Origin of the sequence: Pseudomonas canadensis (genome assembly GCF_030980095.1) — a bacterium.
In the GTDB taxonomy this organism is placed as follows: Bacteria; Pseudomonadota; Gammaproteobacteria; order Pseudomonadales; family Pseudomonadaceae; genus Aquipseudomonas; species Aquipseudomonas canadensis.
The window spans coordinates 1,670,202-1,683,048 of the sequence record NZ_CP133298.1 but is presented as its reverse complement, the minus strand read 5'-3'; the positions used below and the strand labels follow the sequence as shown (position 1 = coordinate 1,683,048).

18 protein-coding genes are annotated in these 12,847 nt (G+C 57.3%); 12 read left to right on the top strand and 6 right to left on the bottom strand.

The genetic code is table 11. The features are described 5' to 3' along the window. Position 1 precedes the first annotated feature (1 nt). The 5 genes from RB216_RS07795 to RB216_RS07775 are packed head-to-tail and all read left to right on the top strand — an operon-like array spanning position 2 to position 1,662. Entirely contained in the window at positions 2-181 is a 180-nt protein-coding gene (locus RB216_RS07795) for a hypothetical protein (RefSeq protein ID WP_308908496.1), read from the top strand. Further along, positions 132-458: a pyocin activator PrtN family protein gene (locus tag RB216_RS07790; RefSeq protein WP_308908495.1), complete on the top strand. Its 327-nt coding sequence runs from the start codon at positions 132-134 to the stop codon at positions 456-458. Before RB216_RS07795 ends, RB216_RS07790 begins: the two co-directional genes overlap by 50 nt. 48 nt (positions 459-506) lie before the next feature. Further along, entirely contained in the window at positions 507-905 is a 399-nt protein-coding gene (locus tag RB216_RS07785; protein WP_308908494.1) for a FliH/SctL family protein, read from the top strand. Then, positions 902-1,123 (top strand): hypothetical protein, encoded by a 222-nt coding sequence (locus RB216_RS07780; protein WP_308908493.1) that lies wholly within the window; start codon positions 902-904, stop codon positions 1,121-1,123. The genes RB216_RS07785 and RB216_RS07780 overlap by 4 nt, the downstream gene beginning before the upstream one ends. After that, entirely contained in the window at positions 1,120-1,662 is a 543-nt protein-coding gene (locus RB216_RS07775; protein WP_308908492.1) for a phosphohydrolase, read from the top strand. The genes RB216_RS07780 and RB216_RS07775 overlap by 4 nt, the downstream gene beginning before the upstream one ends. A gap of 233 nt (positions 1,663-1,895) precedes the next feature. Here the strand turns inward: RB216_RS07775 and RB216_RS07770 are convergent, their stop codons facing one another. Continuing rightward, on the bottom strand, positions 1,896-2,570 hold the full coding sequence (locus RB216_RS07770; RefSeq protein ID WP_308908491.1) for a hypothetical protein: 675 nt from the start codon (positions 2,568-2,570) through the stop codon (positions 1,896-1,898). Between the two features lie 71 nt (positions 2,571-2,641). On the opposite strand from RB216_RS07770, the gene RB216_RS07765 reads away from it, so the two are divergent. Then, the gene (locus RB216_RS07765) at positions 2,642-4,384 is read left to right on the top strand and encodes a DNA cytosine methyltransferase (protein ID WP_308908490.1); all 1,743 of its coding nucleotides are present in this window, start codon (positions 2,642-2,644) and stop codon (positions 4,382-4,384) included. After that, on the top strand, positions 4,381-4,650 hold the full coding sequence (locus RB216_RS07760; RefSeq protein ID WP_308908489.1) for a pyocin activator PrtN family protein: 270 nt from the start codon (positions 4,381-4,383) through the stop codon (positions 4,648-4,650). The genes RB216_RS07765 and RB216_RS07760 overlap by 4 nt, the downstream gene beginning before the upstream one ends. 46 nt (positions 4,651-4,696) lie before the next feature. Here RB216_RS07760 and RB216_RS07755 read toward each other — a convergent pair whose 3' ends face one another. Both RB216_RS07755 and RB216_RS07750 read right to left on the bottom strand, forming a co-directional pair. Beyond that, on the bottom strand, positions 4,697-5,008 hold the full coding sequence (locus RB216_RS07755) for a DUF3892 domain-containing protein (protein ID WP_308908488.1): 312 nt from the start codon (positions 5,006-5,008) through the stop codon (positions 4,697-4,699). A 41-nt stretch (positions 5,009-5,049) separates the two neighbouring features. Continuing rightward, positions 5,050-6,192, bottom strand: a complete 1,143-nt coding sequence (locus RB216_RS07750) for a site-specific integrase (protein ID WP_308908487.1) — start codon at positions 6,190-6,192, stop codon at positions 5,050-5,052. A 102-nt stretch (positions 6,193-6,294) separates the two neighbouring features. Here RB216_RS07750 and dusA point away from each other — a divergent pair, with 102 nt between their 5' ends. Beyond that, the gene (dusA, locus tag RB216_RS07745) at positions 6,295-7,314 is read left to right on the top strand and encodes a tRNA dihydrouridine(20/20a) synthase DusA (protein WP_308908486.1); all 1,020 of its coding nucleotides are present in this window, start codon (positions 6,295-6,297) and stop codon (positions 7,312-7,314) included. Positions 7,315-7,563: 249 nt separating this feature from the next. Next, the gene (gene tal / locus RB216_RS07740) at positions 7,564-8,490 is read left to right on the top strand and encodes a transaldolase (RefSeq protein ID WP_016975287.1); all 927 of its coding nucleotides are present in this window, start codon (positions 7,564-7,566) and stop codon (positions 8,488-8,490) included. A gap of 111 nt (positions 8,491-8,601) precedes the next feature. Here tal and rssC read toward each other — a convergent pair whose 3' ends face one another. Together rssC and rssB are read right to left on the bottom strand one after the other, a co-directional pair. Further along, the gene (gene rssC / locus RB216_RS07735; protein ID WP_003172602.1) at positions 8,602-9,084 is read right to left on the bottom strand and encodes an anti-sigma factor antagonist RssC; all 483 of its coding nucleotides are present in this window, start codon (positions 9,082-9,084) and stop codon (positions 8,602-8,604) included. Further along, complete coding sequence (gene rssB / locus RB216_RS07730; RefSeq protein WP_028619437.1) at positions 9,084-10,265, bottom strand: two-component system response regulator RssB; 1,182 nt, start codon at positions 10,263-10,265, stop codon at positions 9,084-9,086. The genes rssC and rssB overlap by 1 nt, the downstream gene beginning before the upstream one ends. A 276-nt stretch (positions 10,266-10,541) precedes the next feature. Between rssB and RB216_RS07725 the strand changes: the two genes are divergently transcribed. Next, entirely contained in the window at positions 10,542-10,838 is a 297-nt protein-coding gene (locus RB216_RS07725; protein ID WP_308908485.1) for a PilZ domain-containing protein, read from the top strand. Between the two features lie 60 nt (positions 10,839-10,898). Here RB216_RS07725 and RB216_RS07720 read toward each other — a convergent pair whose 3' ends face one another. Continuing rightward, on the bottom strand, positions 10,899-11,588 hold the full coding sequence (locus RB216_RS07720) for an MlaA family lipoprotein (protein WP_068936084.1): 690 nt from the start codon (positions 11,586-11,588) through the stop codon (positions 10,899-10,901). 195 nt (positions 11,589-11,783) lie between these two features. Between RB216_RS07720 and pcrP the strand changes: the two genes are divergently transcribed. Together pcrP and RB216_RS07710 are read left to right on the top strand one after the other, a co-directional pair. Then, positions 11,784-12,392 (top strand): HAD superfamily inactivated hydrolase PcrP, encoded by a 609-nt coding sequence (gene pcrP, locus RB216_RS07715; RefSeq protein WP_028619434.1) that lies wholly within the window; start codon positions 11,784-11,786, stop codon positions 12,390-12,392. Positions 12,393-12,502: 110 nt separating this feature from the next. Next, entirely contained in the window at positions 12,503-12,769 is a 267-nt protein-coding gene (locus RB216_RS07710) for a DUF4404 family protein (protein ID WP_028619433.1), read from the top strand. Positions 12,770-12,847: the final 78 nt, after the last annotated feature.

Below are 12,847 nucleotides of genomic sequence, written 5' to 3'. Positions count from 1 at the left end.
CATGCACACACGTGAGGAGCGCAACGCTGCGCTCCTCGAAGTGCCTGAGCATCTGCGTGAGCTGACCAAACGCCACTGCCTGAATGCCTGGAACCACCCTTCACGACTCAAACGCAAGGAGGTCGCCGCCCATGAGCAACGCCAGTCAAACACCGCTACGACTGCAACCCGCACCGGATAGCGCGACCGTCGAGATGCTGCATCAACTCTTCGGCGACGTACTTATCCCCCTGGAAAAGCTGCGCGTGCACTACTTCAAGAACCTCAACGAAAAGACCTTTACCGAGGCGATCAATAGCGGCCGGATTCAGTTGCCGGTGACCACTCTGGATAACAGTGTGAAGGCGTTGCGGTACGCCCACATCAAACACGTCGCAGCATTGATCGATATCCAGGCTTACCGAGCAGACGAAGACATGCCTCGACCACAAAACGATTTGCCCGATCAAGACCAGTAATCCCAACGGCTGCCACCACCAGCCACGCAACCACCAGGAGCACACCACATGACTGCAATTCAAATCTGCGCACTGATCAGCATCATTATCGCCGCCGCGATCCTCTACTGGATCGGCTACCGGGGTGGCCTCACTGACGGTAAAAATGAAGGTTACGAAGACGGCCATTCTGACGGTTTCACCATGGGCCAGGACGATGCATCAGCCGCGTATGCAACCTCTATCGAAAAGATGTCGACTCGTTGCCAGCGCCTTGAACACATCTTGCACCGGGAACCACAAGACCGCCACGACCTTCTCGCCATAGCAGAGAAGCTCAAGCTCGCCGCTGATACCTTCCGCGCTGTTAAATCCGAAAGCCAGGCATCACAGGCCCTTGCCTTGCGCGACAAAGCCCTGAGCATAGCTGCTGGGTTGGATTTCTTCTTTCAGGAGGATGCTGCATGAGACAGGCTATCCCGACGCGCCGTCTGACGCCTCAGGCAGCCGGCACGCTTCAGCAGCAACACGCCAAGGCTACCAAGGAACTGCGCGCACTGGCCCGCTACAGCAAAGAGCTCGACCGTCGGTTGAAAGACCTGATCGGTTATGACGCTCTGCGCCAATTGCACAAGGCAACTGACAACGCCTTGCTGCTGGCCGACCTGGTGAGGGAAGCCGCATGAACCAGATGCTCACCTCCACCGGCAAGCGCTTCGACTTGTTCGAGCCTGACGCCGGCATGATCGACCCACGCGACATCTCGCACGCACTGGCCCACCTGTGCCGATTCAACGGTCACACCCGCGAGTTCTACAGCGTGGCCCAGCACAGTTGCATTGTCTCCGAGCTGGTGCCGGAAGAGCACAAACTCGCGGCTTTACTTCACGACGCCGCCGAGGCGTACGTGGGTGACATGACGCGGCCACTCAAGCAGTGGATTAGCGCCTACCAGCACTTCGAGGATTGTATCTGGTGGCGAGTGTGCGAACGGTTCGACATCGCCCCAGAACTCCCCGCGTGCATCTACAGGGCCGACTTGATTGCACTTGCTACCGAACGTCGCGACCTCATGCCAACCGATCCGGCTATCTGGGATTGCTTGGTCGGCATCGAACCCATGGTTGAAACCATCCGCCCATGGCCTGCCGCCGAAGCCCGGCTCACCTACCACCAGCGGCTGATGGACCAACTCGCTATCGAACACCGGAGGAAAGCGGCATGAAGAACCAACAGGACAACACCGGCGTCCTGCCCGCTTTGCTCCGCACTGCAGGCGGCGTCGAACCGCTGGAAACAAACAGTCTCTGCTGCGCAGCAGCAGGCATTATTGCTCCTTCCAGCGCCACTGCTGAGGTACTAATACCCCACGACAAGCTGCGCGAGGCAGCGCTTGCTGATGCAACGCTAAACGCTCAGGAATGCCCGCTCGCGCAGCCTGTCATTGGGTATAGACGCTTACTCCTGACTCTTTCCCTGGACGTCATTAGCTGCCGTTTCGTCTTCAGGGCGACGAGAAAACGGAATTCCAGCTATGCGCGCTTTGTTCCAGTAGAGCCCTGCAATAACTCTCCGCGCGTCCATAAGATTGTCCCGACGGCGCTTAAGCTCATCAGAGTCCTTGTAAATCTCATAGCTCGAATCGCCGTAATTCTCCGTCACCCTAACGGCAGCACTAAGAGCTTCGGAAACTTGCTCTTGAACCACGAAAACGGAACTAAATGCCTCTGCCGGAAGAGGTTTATTCAAAAGACATCTCAACGTATGACGCACCTCCTCCAATCTAGACAAGCTGATAAAGCTCGGCCGGGGAAGGGCATATTCTGCGATCTGATGCACTGCGGAATAAGCCTCATAAGCCGCGTTTTCGGCAAAACAAAGAGCCTCCACCTCAACCCTAATGGAATCCTCGCTTTTGGATTTCCGTTCCATCTGGTGCGTACGCTGGGCGACCATAAATGCCCCGACAATGGCTGCAATAGAACCGATAGCCTGAACCCATGCAGCAGCACCTTCCGATGGCCAGGCCCGCGCAATCGAAGTCACAGCGACGCCCACGACAAAGGCTCCTGGAGGGGATACTGCAATTTTGTAGAGGTTCTTAGTCTTAAAACTTACTTCGCTAGGAAACATAAATCTCTCATACCAACCTTATGCTTGCAGAGTTTGATTGCTTCTAAGCGAGTCGTCCACGGGGGTGCAGTATGACCTCCCGAACCCAACGACCAATAACCTCAGCCGTCAAAACCCAATTCGGCCTCGACTTCGCTGGCGAGATCCGTGTCGACCTCTTTGCCGGCGGCGGTGGCGCGACCATGGGTCAGGAGATGGGCACTCGCATGCCGGTTGACATCGCCATCAATCACAACCCTGACGCCATCAGCATGCATAAGCGCAACCACCCGAGCGCCGAGCACTACATCACCGACGTCTACGATGTGTGCCCGCGTTTGGCGACTCGCGGTCGTCCAGTTGCTCACCTGCATGCCAGCCCTGAATGCACCCACCACAGCCTCGCTGCCGGCGGCCAGGCACGCAGCACCACCAGCCGCTCTCAATCGTGGGTCATCCTGAAATGGGGTGGTCAAGCCTGCCCCCGAATGATCACCATGGAAAACGTCGTACAGATCCTCCATTGGGGGCCACTAATTGCGAAACGCTGCAGCAAGACTGGCCGTGTGGTCCGCCGCGACATGACCGTCGCCGCTGCCGGCGAGCGGGTGCCAATACAAGACCAGTACCTAATACCCGATCCTAAGCGAAAAGGACAAACCTGGCGCCGCTTTGAAAGCATCCTGCGGTCCATGGGTTACGACCTGATGTACGGCAAACTCAAGGCATGTGACTTTGGCGCAGCAACCACCCGCGAGCGTTTGTTCCTTATTGCTCGTCGAGACGGACAGCCAATACGTTGGCCTGAACCGACGCACTTCAAGAACCCGGGCAAGGGGCAGTCTGCGTACCGCACCGCCGCAAGTTGCATCGACTGGTCGATCCCATGCCCGAGCATTTTCCTTACCAAGGAAGAAGGCCGTGCTGCAGGCGTCAAGCGACCACTGGTGACCAACACGATGGAGCGCCTGCGCAAAGGCGCCAAGCGCTACGTCATCGAGCACAAGAACCCGTTCATCGTCAGTGTGAACCACACAGGCAAGGACCTGGCGCGCTGCCAATATATGGACGACCCGGCAAAGACCATCACAGGCGCTCAGGGCTTTGCACTTGTCACCCCACAGATCGCGCCCTTCATCACCGAACATGCCAATGGCAGCAGCCAACGCAACATGCCAGGTGATGATCCCCTGCGAACCATTTGCAGCGGCGTTAAGGGTGGACACTTCGCGCTGGCCGTAGCCTATGTTGCACAGCACAACGGCGGATACAACGAGACATCTGGGCATCACCCTGTAAAGCCCCTGACAGCCATTAACACCACAGGCAGTCAGCAGCAAGTCGTTACCGCCCACCTATCGACACTTCGCAGGAATTGCGTTGGCCGGGGCATGGACGAACTGGTGCCGACCATTACGGCCGGCGCCGAACATCACGCGTTGGTTGAGTACAAGCTCGCTCCAGAGGTCGAGGCCGGCGCTATGCGTGTCGCCGCCTTCCTGATGGGCTATTACGGCAGCGACAACACCTACGACCTGCGCAACCCAGCCGCGACCATCACCACTCGGGACCGCCTTGCACTTGTCACGGTGACGATCAAGGGCACGCCGTATGTGATCGTGGACATCGGAATGCGCATGCTCACCCCTCGCGAGCTTTACCGTGCGCAGGGCTTCCCCGATAACTACGTCATCGATAGAGGGCACGACGGCCGGAAGTTCAGCAACAAGGCCCAAGTGATGATGGTCGGAAACTCTGTTTCACCTTGGCCGATGATGGCCTTAGTAAAAGCAAACACGGACCAGAGCAATGATGCACTGGAGGCTGCAGCATGAACACTCTATTTTTATTGATGGCCCAATACGACGGAAAAGCGGTAATCCCACTGGATCGAGTTTGTGCTGACTACATGCATTTAACCGTAGAGAAATTTAAACGGAAGCGCCTAGACGGAGAAATTGACATACCCGTCGTTCGTCTTGGAGCGGACAGCCAGAAAGCCGCCCTTGGCATTCACTTACAGGACCTCGCTCTCTACATTGATCGCCAGAGAGAAAAAGCCAGCAAGGAGCAAAATCAACTTATGGGCAGAGCGGCCTAGGGAACTCAGGAGCAACCCCCGATTTGTCGGGGGTTTACAGGTGTAACTACCGGGGTTTGAACTCCGGCAATTCACCCAAATTGTCTTTAGTCTTATCGTTACGATTAGTAGAGATAAAGTCTTTTCCTACAACGTGTAGAACCTCACCTTTCACCCATTTAGTATCAGCGGTATTTCGCGATGTAGTTATGAAAACAGCAGCATCAGCCTTAATCAGGTCTGCCACGAACTCGCGGCTAGTCTCCATAAATGGCCCTACCAATTTTTCTTCTGCTACGTCATGCCGCCGAATTAATAATGACTCTATCCTTGAATGTTCATCATCATAGTGAACCTTGACTACCCAGTATTCAGGCATTTTTACTCCCTTTGGCTCTAATATCCGAGCTCACAATATGCCTATGATGGCCTTTCGAAATCAACATGTTTCTTGGTAGCCTCTTCGGCGCTACCCTCCAGTACCTGCGCTAACCATTTCCACAAAAGGAATTTGTCTCCGCGTCCTCGCAAGTGCGTATAACGCCTCAATGAGTTCCAATCTCGGTGCCCCGAAACGTTCGACACCCTCGGTATGTCCCAGTCCATCTCAAACAACCGGCTCACACCTTCATGCCGGAGGTCATGGAAATGCAGATCCTCAATCCCGAGCAGTGGGCAAGCCCGCGTAAAAGAAGCCGAAACCGACTTGGCGTTGTAAGGAAAGATCTCTCGCTCTACCTTCTGCATGGTGCATAGGATCGCCCAAGCCTCATCCGGCAGATGACACCACACATCATTACCGATCTTTTGCCCAGGGTTTTTCATGTCCCGCACCAGCACAGCCTGCCGAGTACAGTCGAGATCCTCCCATCGAATCCGAGTGATCTCCTCCTGCCGACGCGTCGAGAAAAGCGCAAAGGCGATCATCTTCGGCATGTGAATAGAGTCCGGCCGGCGCTTCTGCATCTCGAAAAAGTGAGTAAGGAGCTTGTCCAGTTCATCGAGCGTGGGCCGGCGATTACGCTCCTTGCTCTTGCTGACCATTCCAAGCTTGCGCAAGACTTTGCGAGCATCAGTCATGGCATGAGAATCGACTTCATACCCCCATGCAGGCCGTGCCACAGACAACACAGCCCCCAGGTGCGACAGATCGTTACCAACCGTCTGCGCCTGCACCCCGCCTCCTTCCTCACTCATCCGCCACTGCGCGTACTCCACCAGCTTCTGGCTGTTCAGCGCCGCATCATCCAACTCACCCAACCAGGTTTCCTTGATCGCGCTCAACGTCGCGCTCTTGGTCTTCCCCAAGGGCCGGATCTTCGCGTACTCATCCAGGTACTGCTCGATCATCTTCTTGATCGTCACCCCTTTCCGATTCGCCCGCTCAATAGCACCTGGCTGGGCCAGCTCGGTCTCCCGTCGCTTGATCCAGGCCTGGGCGACCTGCTTACGGTCGAAGGTTTGGCTTTCCTGATAAACTGTCTTGCCATCCCGATTGATCCGTATCTGCGCCGTGTAGGCTGTCGAGTTGTCCTTGCGCTTACGTGCTGTGATCGTGCCCATTTCCAGTTGCTACATTGCCGAATACGATCGCTACAATGTAGCAACCGACTTTAGAAAACAAGGGAAAATGGGTAAAAACCGCTGTATAAAAGATCAGTATTAATGAATTCCGAAAAATCCGTATCTCCAGTAAACACTAGCCCTTCACACTTAGAGCCGTCTCGCCGATTCAGCGTGGCACCGATGATGGATTGGACCGACCGCCACTGCCGGTTCTTCCTGCGCCTGCTCTCCAAACACGCCCTGCTCTACACCGAGATGGTCACCACCGGCGCGATCCTCCACGGCGACCATGACCGTTTCCTGCGTCACAACGAAGCCGAGCACCCGCTGGCCCTTCAGTTAGGCGGTAGTGTTCCGACTGATTTGGCGGCTTGCGCCCGCATGGCCGAAACCGCCGGTTACGACGAAGTAAACTTGAACGTCGGCTGCCCAAGCGACCGCGTACAAAACAACATGATCGGCGCAATCCTGATGGCGCACCCAGCCCTGGTTGCCGATTGTGTGAAGGCCATGCGTGACGCGGTATCGATTCCGGTAACGGTAAAGCACCGTATCGGCATCAATGGCCGGGACAGCTACGCCGAGTTGTGTGATTTCGTCGGGACGGTGAAGGACGCAGGCTGCACCAGTTTCACCGTACACGCGCGGATTGCGATTCTGGAGGGGTTGTCGCCGAAGGAGAACCGCGACATTCCGCCGTTGCGTTATGAGGTCGCGGCGCAGTTGAAGCGGGATTTCCCTGAGCTGGAGTTTATTCTCAACGGCGGGATCAAGACGCTGGAGCAGTGCCACGAGCATTTGCAGACGTTTGATGGGGTGATGCTGGGGCGGGAGGCTTATCACAATCCGTATTTGCTGGCGGAGGTGGATCAGCAGTTGTTTGGCAGTGAAGCGCCGGTGATCAGTCGGGCGGAGGCGTTGGTGCAGTTGCGGCCATACATTGCTGAGCATTTGGCGACCGGCGGTTCGATGCACCATATCACTCGACATATTCTGGGGTTGGGTACCGGTTTTCCGGGGGCGCGCAAGTTCAGGCAGTTGTTGTCGGTGGATATTCATAAGGCGAGTGATCCGTTGGCATTGCTGGATCAGGCGGGGGCTTTGCTGGAGGGCCGATGAGGGTCAGTTGATATAGGGGGGTCGGGCTGCCGTCATCGCTGGCAAGCGAGCTCCTACAGTAGATAGAGTCGCCAGTAGCAGTTGAGTTGAACCTGCCAGCCGTTTTGCCCTCCTATTGAGCAGTACGGCCGGTCTTTCAAACGGCTGTTTTCAGGTTGTTGCCCTCGCAAACGATCGAACGCATTTGCGCCCTTGAGCGCCTGCCAGCGCTCGGGTAATGTCATCAGACCCACAGGACAGAGCACGCCCATGACTTCCAAGCTGGAACAACTCAAGCAATTCACCACTGTCGTTGCCGATACCGGCGATTTTTCCACCCTCGCCAAGCTCAAGCCACAAGACGCCACCACCAACCCTTCCCTGCTGCTCAAGGCTGCGTCGATTCCGGGCTATGCCAAGCTGCTGGATGAGGCCGTGCAAGACTGCAACGGTGACGTGGGTCTGGCCAGCGACCGTTTTGCGGTGGCGGTGGGTCAAGAGATTCTCAAAGTGGTGCCAGGCCGTATCTCCACCGAGGTAGATGCCCGCCTTTCGTTCGACGAAGCCGCTATTCTCAAGCGCGCACACCGCCTGATCGAGCTGTACGACAAAGCCGGCGTTGGCCGTGATCGCGTGCTGATCAAGATCGCTTCCACCTGGGAAGGTATCCGCGCTGCCGAGAAGCTGGAAAAAGAAGGTATCCAGACCAACCTGACCTTGCTGTTCTCCTTCGCCCAGGCTGTGGCCTGTGCAGAAGCTGGCGTGTTCCTGATCTCGCCGTTCGTGGGCCGTATCTACGATTGGTACAAGAAGGCCAACGGCAACGACTACACCGGTGCTGAAGATCCGGGCGTGCAGTCGGTGACGCGCATCTACAACTACTACAAGGCCAATGGCTACAAGACCGTGGTGATGGGGGCGAGCTTCCGTAACCTGAGCCAGATCGAAGAGCTGGCTGGCTGTGATCGCCTGACCATCAGCCCGGACCTGCTGGAGAAGCTGGCAGCGGATGAAGGCAAGCTGGAGCGCAAGCTGTCGCCAGGCCATGCCGGTGAAGCCCGCGTGCACCTGACTGAAGCGCAGTTCCGCTGGGAGTCCAACGAGGACGCGATGGCGACTGAGAAGCTGGCGGAAGGGATTCGTCAGTTTGCTCGCGACCAAGAGAAGCTGGAGGCGTTGCTGACAGCCAAGCTGTAAAAGGCAGCGACTGCAAAAAGGGCGGAACCTGTGAGGGTTCCGCCCTTTTTTATGCTGCCTGGACTGACGCCGTCGCTGGCAAGCCAGCTTCTACATAGGGGGAGTGGTTCGTCAGTGGCGTTCGAGGGCGTTGACGAGGTCGTGGAAGGCTTCGCGGTTGGACTCGTTGAGGCCCATCAGGATCTTGTGCGCTTCCAGCACCTTGACCCGAACGACTTCTTCGGACTGGTCTTGCGAAGGCAGGTCGGTCAGGCATTCCGGGCACGGAATCGGGCGATCAACGATGTTGAACACCTGGTCGAAGCCCATGGACTGCAACAGACGGGTGATGTCTTCGTGGGTGGTGACCACAGTCGGCAACAGGCCAACCTTCTGCCGAGACAGAATGGACAACTTGGCCAGCAAGCCAAGGGTGGTGCTATCGATGCTGCGGGTTTCGGTCAGATCGATCACGATCGCCGAGAAGTTCAGCGCTGTGAAGATCCGCTCAATCGTCGCATCCAGCGCCGAACACAAGGTCAGGCGCACTTCACCGACAAATTTCAGGACGAAGGTCCCGTCTTGCTCGGCGAATTGGATTCTTCCGGTACTCATCAAAGATTCCTGCTCAACACCAATAGGGCGATATCATCCGGCATCTCCCCTAGCGTGGCCAATCCAAAAACCTGCCGCAGGCCATCCAGGCTGCCGCCCGCCGACTTGACCTTTTGGGGCAAGGCGGCTTCTTTCTCTTTGAGTGTAGGCTCTGGAAGCAGGTCCAGGATGCCGTCTGACATCAGCGTGAGGCTGAACGTCGGCGGCAGCTCCAGGATATGGTCTTCGTAGGTGGCTTCATTGAACAAGCCCACCGGCAGACCACGGCCTTCCAGGTAACGCACACTCTCTGGAGTGTATAAAACCGGCATCGGCAGGTGACCGCCGATGCTGTAGGTCAAAAGACCGGTTTCTTCATCAATCACGCCGCCGACCATCGTCACGTGCTTGCCCAGCTTGCAGCTGATCAGGCCCCGGTTGATGTGGCCCAGCACCTCGGAGGGGGTAAACTCCGGCAAGGTGCCATTGCGCTTGGATTCGAACAGCAGCCGTGTGGTCATGAACTTCAACAACACGGTAACAAAAGCAGAGGAAGCGCCGTGGCCGGAGACGTCGGCCAGGTAGAACGCCACACGTCGCTCATCCACGCGGAAATAGTCGACAAAATCACCCGACAAGTACAGCGACGGGATGATCTGGTGGGCAAACTGGAAGTCGTCGATGGTCCAGGGGCTGACCGGCAGCATGTTCATCTGCACCTGGCGACCGGCGTTCTGGTCTTCCTGGAGCAGGTTGAGGCTGGCTTCGAGTTCGCGGTTGGCGGTTTCGAGCTTTTCACGGTAGCGCTGGTTTTCCACCAGCAAGCGTGCACGATCCAGGGCACGGCGCACCGAGTGCTCCAGCACCGCCAGGTCTTCCAGGGGTTTGATCAGATAGTCGGCAGCACCCAGGCGCAGCGCTTCGACGGCATCGTTCATCACCCCGGCACCCGACACGACAATCACCGGCGTCTGCGGGGCGAGTTCAGTCACCTGGCGAATCAGCTCCAGGCCGCCCATCTGGGGCATGCGCAGGTCGCAGATCACAAGGTCGGGCTGGTCGCGCTCGAATACCTGGAGACCCTGTTGGCCATTGCTGGCCTGCAGGACGCTGAAGCCACTGTCTTCCAAATAGGCCGCGAGGCTCGCACGCACTACTTCGTCGTCATCGATTATCAGCAGCGTGGCACTGGTTTTTTGCATGTGGGCAAACGGCGCCAGAATTAGGTTGGCGTAGGTGGCGCGACAATGGCCGGGCTCACTTACTGGATTCGCTTTCTAGCCTCTCTGTCCTACAAAGCATAGGGATTTTTCCCATGCACAACGGTAAAGCAGAGGTGCCCTTCTAAGGCGCAGACGGTACTCCCATCCGTCAGGGGTTTCAAGCTCATGCCGATGGTCGCCGGGCGTCTTTACACCGCAAATCACCGGGAGTTATAAGAACAGGCACGACCACAACACAAAGTAAGGATGGAGCCCATGAGCGAACACGAGCGCGGCTACGCCGAAAAACGCGATTTCATCCGCATGCGTGTGGATGCCGATGTGTCGCTGATCCATGCCGGGCAAGAGATTGCCGGGGTTTGCGTGGACCTTTCCAGCTCCGGCATGCAAGTGCAGGCGCCGCGCCAATTCAACGTAGGCGACCGGTTGACGGTGCGCATCGATTCGGAGCACGCGGCGCTCAAGGGCCTGGAGGCGGACACAGAGGTGGTATGGACCAAAACCAGCGGTGACGACCAGCACCTAGGCCTCAAGATCCTGAAAATGCGCTGAAAACCGCGCACGAAAAAGGCGACCGCAAGGGTCGCCTTTTTCATTTCAAAACGTCACAGCTTAAAAGTCGTCGACGACCTTGCCGTCCTTGACCTTGAACTCGCGGTTCTGCAGGTAAGCGTTACGAATGAAGGTGTACTTGTCACCGGTGATCAGCTTCTCGCTGTCGAGCAGGCTGGCACGGGTGTCAACGATATTCAGGCCGAAGGTGCTGTTGCGCCAGCCGATGTCGTTCATGTAGCGGTACGGTTGGGTGTAGCTGTCCACGTACTTGGACGGCGCATCACGCAAAGTGCTCGGGCCCAGCAAAGGCAGCATTACGTACGGACCGCTGCCTACGCCCCAGTAGCCGAGGGTCTGGCCGAAGTCTTCATCGCTGCGCTGCAGCCCCATTTTGGTGCCGACATCGATAAAGCCAAGCACGCCGAACGTGGTGTTGACCAGCAAACGGGCCGTGTCTACACCAGCCTTTTCGGGCTTGAGCTGCAGCACATTGTTGGCCAGGTTGCCCACATCACCGATGTTACGGAAGAAGTTGTGAACGCCATCCTGAACGAATTGCGGGGTCACGAACTGATAACCCTGGGCCAGTGGCTTGAGGGCATAGGTATCAACGGTGTCGTTGAAGGTGAAGATCGGGCGGTTGACGCTTTCCCATGGATCGTCTTCCGATGCAGCCTGTGCGGCGAAAGGCGCCAGTAGGACAGTGGCACACACCGACAGCTGAGCGAAGTAGTGGCTCCAGCGCATAGCTTTTGCTCCTTGAATGGTCTGTCATGGGCGCTATGCCCTGAATAAGGCCGTCAGTATATGACGGAAGTCGCCAATTAGGCAGCAACTAGCAAACGTCCGACCAAAAATGGACAAAATTCCTACAATTAACAATCCTGTCATCGACTTGTCATCCTGACCCGATAGCGTTGGCGCTATTTCAGGGATGTCGACATGCCTCACGCCGAGATAGCCATCGCCAGCGCTCCTGCGTTGACTGCCGTTCTGTTTGGCCTGAGTGGTTGCCTGGTGGACTTCGGTTCCCGAGCCCGCACCGACTCACCCTCACCGGACTCCCAAGCCACACCGGGCGCGCTGAAAATCCTGCGCAGCCTCCAAGACCAAGGCGTCCCTTGCGCCTGGCTGGATGAACTCCCCCCCGCCGTCACCACCCCGCTGGCCGCCACCCTGCCTGCGTGGGTCAAGGCCACATCACCCTCCTCGATTCGCTGGCCCGCGCCCCACGCCTGCTGGCAAGCCTTGATGGAACTCAACATCGAACGCCTGGAAGGCTGCGTCTTGGTCAGCGGGGAACCGCGCCTGCTGCAGTCCGGGCTCAATGCCGGTTTGTGGACCATCGGGCTGGCCTCCTGCGGCTCGCTGTGCGGCATGGCGCCCGAACAATGGCAGGCGCTGAGCGAACAGGAGCGCGAGCTCAAGCGCGGCAAGGCCACCCTCGCGCTGTACGGGCTGGGCGTGCACTCGGTGATCGATCACCTGGGCGAACTCGGCACCTGCCTGGCCGACATCAGCCTGCGCCAGCTCAAAGGCGAGAAGCCCTGACACGGATCATGCACAGTCGACGCCAGTGGATTAATCTACAGGTCAGCCCGTAGACCTTTCTCGGCGTGCCGCGGTCTATGCCAGTGCCTATCGATAAAAGGAAACACGTCATGCCTGATCGCAAAAAACTGGAAGAACAGGTCGAAATCCTGCGCGGGCAGTTGGAACAGGAACCGCCGCTGTCGGAAGAAAAACGTAAAGCGCTGGAAGCCTTGATTGCCAAGTTTGAATTACAACTCGAACTTGAGCCGGCCACTCAAACACCCAGTATTTCCGACGATGTCAATCAAGCGGCCATCGAGTTCGATGCTGAGCACCCGGTTATTTCCGGGACATTGCGCAATATCATGAACACGCTGGGCAGCATGGGGATCTAATACAGTCCCCCGCCCAGCACAGAAGCAAAATGTGGGAGCTGGCTTGCCTGCGATAGCGATCATTAAGTCATCCATCAG